We start from the raw sequence: 5089 nt of genomic DNA on the forward strand, positions 1-5089 counted from the left end.
GCAAGACGAAAGAGGGTGGCAAAAAGGAGAAGAGACGGAAAAACTGAAAACTGCAGGGGGTTCGTGATGTAGGTCGTCACAAGGAGGGTCATAACCGAGAGGGTGATGTTGCAGCTCAGGAGGAAATCGACCAGAGCCGGGGGGAGGGGAACCACCATCATGAGAACGATGAGAATGAAAAGGAAAGCAAAGAGGAAGTCACTCGATCGTGCACCCCGCTCAAGCACTCGTCCCAAAGCTTCCCTCATAATTTCCTCCCTCTCTCCGCCTGCAGGCGGTACACAAAGGCGAGAATCTCAGCCACCGCCCGGTAGAGGAACTGGGGAATCTCCTGGCCAATTTCGCAGAAGCGGTAGAGGTCCCAGGCCACTTCTCTATTCTCCACAATGGGAACCCCATGTTCCCGGGCAACGGCTTTGATTTTCTCCGCAAGGAGCCTTTTGCCTTTGGCCACAAGCACCGGGGCGCGCATTTTCCCCCGCTCGTACCGCAAGGCACAGGCTACATGCACCGGGTTTGTCACCACGACTTGAGCCTTGGGGACCTCCTGCATCATCCTCCGGCGGGCGAGCTCCCTCTGGCGGGCCCGAAGGCGGGATTTCACGAGGGGGTCACCTTCAGTCCGTCGGTACTCCTCCTTGAGCTCCTCACGGGTCATACGGATGTTCCGCTCGTACTCGAAGCGCTGGTAGAAGAGGTCGAAAAACCCCACCCCCAGGAAGAGACCCCCAAGGTAAAGCCCGAGCTTGCGTGTCAGCCCCCCTGCTACTTTGAGGGCTTCCCCAAGCTCCATGTTGAGGAGGTCCCCAAAAAGAGGAAGTGACCCCCGAAGGACCGCATAGGCCAGGAGAACCCCAAGGAAGGTCTTGAGAGAGACTTTGAGGAACTCCACTGCGGTGCGAAGGGAAAAAAGGCGCACCATGCCCTGGATGGGGTTCACCACCTCAAAGCGAGGACGCAACCGCTCAAAGGAGAACACAAACCCTGTCTGCATAAAGCCAAGGAAAAGCCCCAGAAGGAGCGCCACCCCCACGAAAGGCGCCACGGCCCGGAGAAAGTACGAACCCCCAAGGCGGAGGATATGATTCACCCAGGAGTAATCAGGAGAAGCAGGAATCTTCTCGGTCCAGAGGACAAAGAAGCACTCCTGAAGCCTCAAAGCAAAAGAGGGCAAAAGTGCGGAAAGAACGAGAAAGAGGGCGAGAAAGTGGAAACCGCTCGCAAAATCCACACTTATCGGAACCTGTCCTTTCCTGCGGAGCTCCTCCCGGCGCCTTGGCGTCGGGGCTTCGGTCTTTTCCTGTGCCGGCATCACCACTCCCCCAAGTTTCCTTGATAAAAAATCTTGCCAGGTTTAAGGACCCCGGAGGAAGTGGAAGAAGCTCCGGATAAAGAGCTCCACAACGCCCTCAAAGAGGGGAAGAAGGTAAGGAAGTGTCGCAAGGGCAATGAAAAAGCCAATGCCCACGTTGAGGGGAAGGCCGACGATGAAAACGTTCATTTGAGGAATGGCTCGGGAGAGAATGGCAAGGGTGAGATTGGCAAGGAAAAGGGCAACGATAATCGGAGCTCCAAGGCGCAGGGCAAGGAGCATCACTTCCCCCACAAGACGCACGAAAGAAGGCGCAAGGTCCGTCCGAACAACAAATCCCCCGGGAGGGACAAGGGTAAACGACCGCACGAACCCCTCAATCGTCAAACGGTATCCCCCAATCCCAAGGTAGTACATGGTGGCAAGGAGGAGGTAGAACTGCCCCATTACCGAAGCCCCAAGACCTGAGAGAGGGTCCACGACGTTCACGTAGCTAAAGCCCATCTGGAAGTCGATGATCTCTCCCGCAATCTGAATGGACGAAAAGACGAGGTTGGCGACAATGCCGAAGGTGATGCCGAAGAGCATTTCCCTGAAAAGAGCCACAAGGTACGCCCAGGAAACCGAGGAGAAAACCGGCGCTCCTTCCCGCACCAGGGGAAGGCAAAGGAGGGCAAGGAGTGCAGAGAAGCCAATCTTCACCTGAGGGGGGATGAGACGGCTCTGGAAAATCGGGGCAACGAGGAAAAGCCCCAGAGCACGCATCATAAGAAGGATGAAAAGGAAGAAATCGCTGAAGGAAACGAACATCTCCCTTCACCGAAAGAGGGCAGGAAGGTTCCAGAAGAGCTCCCGGGCAAAGTCAAGGAGGGTGCGGGCCATCCAGGGACCAAGGAGCGCCCCGATGACAAGGACCGCGAGGATTTTGGGCACGAAAGTCAGGGTGAGCTCGTGAATCTGGGTTACCGCCTGGAAGATGCTCACGAGAATTCCCACAAGGAGAGCCACCCCAAGGACAGGAAGGGCTATCTTGAGCACCACAAGGAGCGCTTCATTCCCAATGGTGAAAACGAGTTCTTCGGTCATAGGCCTCACCGAAAGCTCAGCACAAGTCCCCGGGTGATGAGTGCCCAACCGTCAACAAGGACAAAGAGGAGAATCTTGAAAGGAAGGGAAATGAGAACCGGTGGGAGCATCATCATTCCCATGGACATGAGGATACTTGCCACCACCATGTCGATGATGAGGAAGGGAACGTAGATGAGGAAACCCATGGTGAAGGCGGCTTTGAGCTCACTCACGATGAAGGCAGGGATAAGAACATGCGTTGGGATGTCGTCTTGGTTTTCCGGACGGGGCAATCCGGAAAGGGACACCATGAGGGCAAGGTCTTTCTCTTCCGTTTGCCGAAACATGAACTCCCGTAAAACCCCAATGCCCCGTTCTAAGGCTTCCCTCTGGGAGATTTTCCCTTCAAAGTAGGGGGTAAGAGCTTCGCTCTGAATCCGGGAAAAGGTCGGTGCCATGACGAAAATGGTGAGGAAAAGGGCAAGGCCGACGAGCACCGGAGTTGGAGGAATCTGCTGGGAACCCAGGGCATTCCGCACAAAGCCCAGAACAACCACGATTCGGGTAAAGGAAGTCACCATGACAAGGAAAGCCGGAGCAAGGCTCAAAACGGTAAGAAGAAGGAGAATCTGGAGGGATAGGGCAAAGTCCTGGGGTGTTCCTTCCCCTGGGGGCTCAATGGTGATTCGAGGGAACACCGGAAACTGAATCTCCTGAGCCCATCCCCGGGAGAGCCCCACAAAGAGAAGGACTCCGCAGAGGACAGCAACCCAGACTTTAACTTTTCGGCGGCGGCTTCCGGAAGATTCGCTCAAGGTATCCGGAAAATCCCTCTTCCTTGGGCTGTTCCACGAGATCTTCCACATCGAGCTCGGCAACCTCCCGGACGACATTTCCTGAATGGGCAAGAACAATCACCCGTTTCCCCACCTCAACGAGGTACAGTGTGAGGTTTCCCCGAACCGGTAAAGCATCAAGAAGCCGCATGTAACGGGATGCGGCAAAGCGAATGGCCCCTCCCGAGTACCGGCGCAAAAGATACGATGTCCCCCAGAGAATCCCTGCCACCACAAGGAAAGCCAAGAAGAAGCGAAGAATGCTCACACCCTCTGTCCAGGTGGGAGGAGGGGTAACCTCCATCATATCCGTGTCTCCCGAATGCTCCGCATCCGCTCTTCAGGGCTCACAATTTCCGTAATCCGGATTCCGAAGTTCTCCTCGATAACCACAACCTCTCCCCGGGCAAAGAGGACGTCGTTCACGTAGAGGTCAACCGGCTCGCCGGCGAGCTTATCAAGCTCAATAATCGACCCGGGCCCCAGGTCGAGAATCTCCCGCACCGAAAGCCTGGTTCTCCCAAGCTCCACAACGAGAGGAAGGGTAACGTCAAAGAGGAGCTCGAGATTCCCCCGCCCCTGAGGTTCGCTCTTTCTCTTGAATTCTGCAAACTCCACCGGCTGCGCTTTGACTTTTGCCTTCTCCTCCTTTTCCTCTCTCTTCGGCTCTTCCTGAAATTGCGACTTCTCCGAAGAAACAGAAACCGGCTCCTCTTTCGGGAGGAGGAAGTTTGCTATCTCCCGGGCAAAGGAGAGAGGGATAATCTGGAGCATGGTGCTGTCGATGACGTCCTCAATCCCCAGGCGGAAATGGACAACGACGAAAAAGGGCTCCTTCTGCTCCTCAAGCCAGGTCCGCTCAACAGCCTCTGCGTCCTGCCAGATGGTTTCAGGAGGGGAGATATTGATTCTCCGGCCCAGGAAATCGGACATCGCCGTGCAGGCAGAACCCATCATCTGGTTCATGGCTTCCGAAATTGCGCTCACCTCAAGCTCCCCAAGTTCCTCCGGAAGCCCACTCTTCCCATCCCCACCCATCATGAGGTTAACCATAACTTTGGCATCCTCTTCCTTCACAAAGAGGACGTTCTCACCCTGGAGCCCCTCCTGGTACACTACCCGGACCAAGAGATGGCGTTCTGGAAAAAGCTCAGGAACCTTTTCCTTCGCAACGACCTCAACCTGGGGAACGGTAATTTCCACCCTTTTGCCCAGAAGACCACTGAGGGCCGTGGCAGCCGACCCCATGGAGATATTCCCCAGTTCCCCGATAACGTCCCGCTCTTCAAGGCGCAAAATTTCCTCTTTCATACCCCTTCCTCCTCAACGTACTCCGTAACCTTTACGGCCAAACGTCGGCCGCTCCGCCCCGGCACTCCCCGCATCTTCACCCGCTTCCCCACGTAAATCTCAAGAGGGTCTTCAACCCTCCGTTCAAGGACGAGCACATCCCCCACCTCAAGGGCTAAGAGATCCCGAAGACGGAGGTGAGCTTCTCCAAGCTTCACCCACACCGGAAGCTTCACCCGCTCAATCCAGTACCGGATGTTCTCCTGGGCTTTCGCATCATGGCTCCTTCGAGAGGCAAACCACAAAGAGGCGCTGAGCTTCTGCGCTATCGGTTCCACCACGATGTAAGGAATGCAAATTGTCATAACCCCACTTAGCTCTCCCATCTCAATCTCAAAGGAGAAGAGGACCACCATGTCGTTTCCTGAGACAATCTGGACGAACTCTAAGTTCGACTCCAGAGTCTCCACTCGAGGGTCCACCTGGTGAATGTTCGTCCAGGCCTCCTTGAAGGCGCTCATGAGCCGCTCGACAACTTCAAGCATGACGCGGTTTTCTATCTCCGTGAGGGGACGGAGATTCC

At 55.6% G+C, this 5089-nt stretch carries 7 protein-coding genes and 1 pseudogene (1 of these 8 cut by a window edge); all 8 read right to left on the bottom strand.

The features are described from left to right. The coding region (locus H5U36_08040) for an FHIPEP family type III secretion protein (GenBank protein ID MBC7218071.1) at positions 1-248 on the bottom strand (248 nt) is incomplete at its 3' end. Beyond that, complete coding sequence (flhB, locus tag H5U36_08045) at positions 245-1312, bottom strand: flagellar biosynthesis protein FlhB (protein MBC7218072.1); 1068 nt, start codon at positions 1310-1312, stop codon at positions 245-247. The genes H5U36_08040 and flhB, both read right to left, overlap by 4 nt. Before the next feature lie 42 nt (positions 1313-1354). Further along, positions 1355-2122: a flagellar biosynthetic protein FliR gene (gene fliR, locus H5U36_08050; protein MBC7218073.1), complete on the bottom strand. Its 768-nt coding sequence runs from the start codon at positions 2120-2122 to the stop codon at positions 1355-1357. A 6-nt stretch (positions 2123-2128) separates the two neighbouring features. Then, on the bottom strand, positions 2129-2398 hold the full coding sequence (gene fliQ / locus H5U36_08055; protein ID MBC7218074.1) for a flagellar biosynthesis protein FliQ: 270 nt from the start codon (positions 2396-2398) through the stop codon (positions 2129-2131). Positions 2399-2403: 5 nt separating this feature from the next. Continuing rightward, entirely contained in the window at positions 2404-3009 is a 606-nt protein-coding gene (gene fliP, locus H5U36_08060) for a flagellar type III secretion system pore protein FliP (protein ID MBC7218075.1), read from the bottom strand. A 148-nt stretch (positions 3010-3157) separates the two neighbouring features. Next, on the bottom strand, positions 3158-3523 hold the full coding sequence (locus tag H5U36_08065) for a flagellar biosynthetic protein FliO (protein ID MBC7218076.1): 366 nt from the start codon (positions 3521-3523) through the stop codon (positions 3158-3160). Next, entirely contained in the window at positions 3520-4527 is a 1008-nt protein-coding gene (gene fliY / locus H5U36_08070; protein ID MBC7218077.1) for a flagellar motor switch phosphatase FliY, read from the bottom strand. Before fliY ends, H5U36_08065 begins: the two co-directional genes overlap by 4 nt. After that, a pseudogene (fliM, locus tag H5U36_08075) lies at positions 4524-5089 on the bottom strand (flagellar motor switch protein FliM) (it continues 412 nt past the right edge of the window). The gene fliY and the pseudogene fliM overlap by 4 nt, the downstream one beginning before the upstream one ends.

Origin of the sequence: Candidatus Caldatribacterium sp. (assembly GCA_014359405.1) — a bacterium.
GTDB lineage: Bacteria > Atribacterota > Atribacteria > Atribacterales > Caldatribacteriaceae > Caldatribacterium > Caldatribacterium oleiphilum.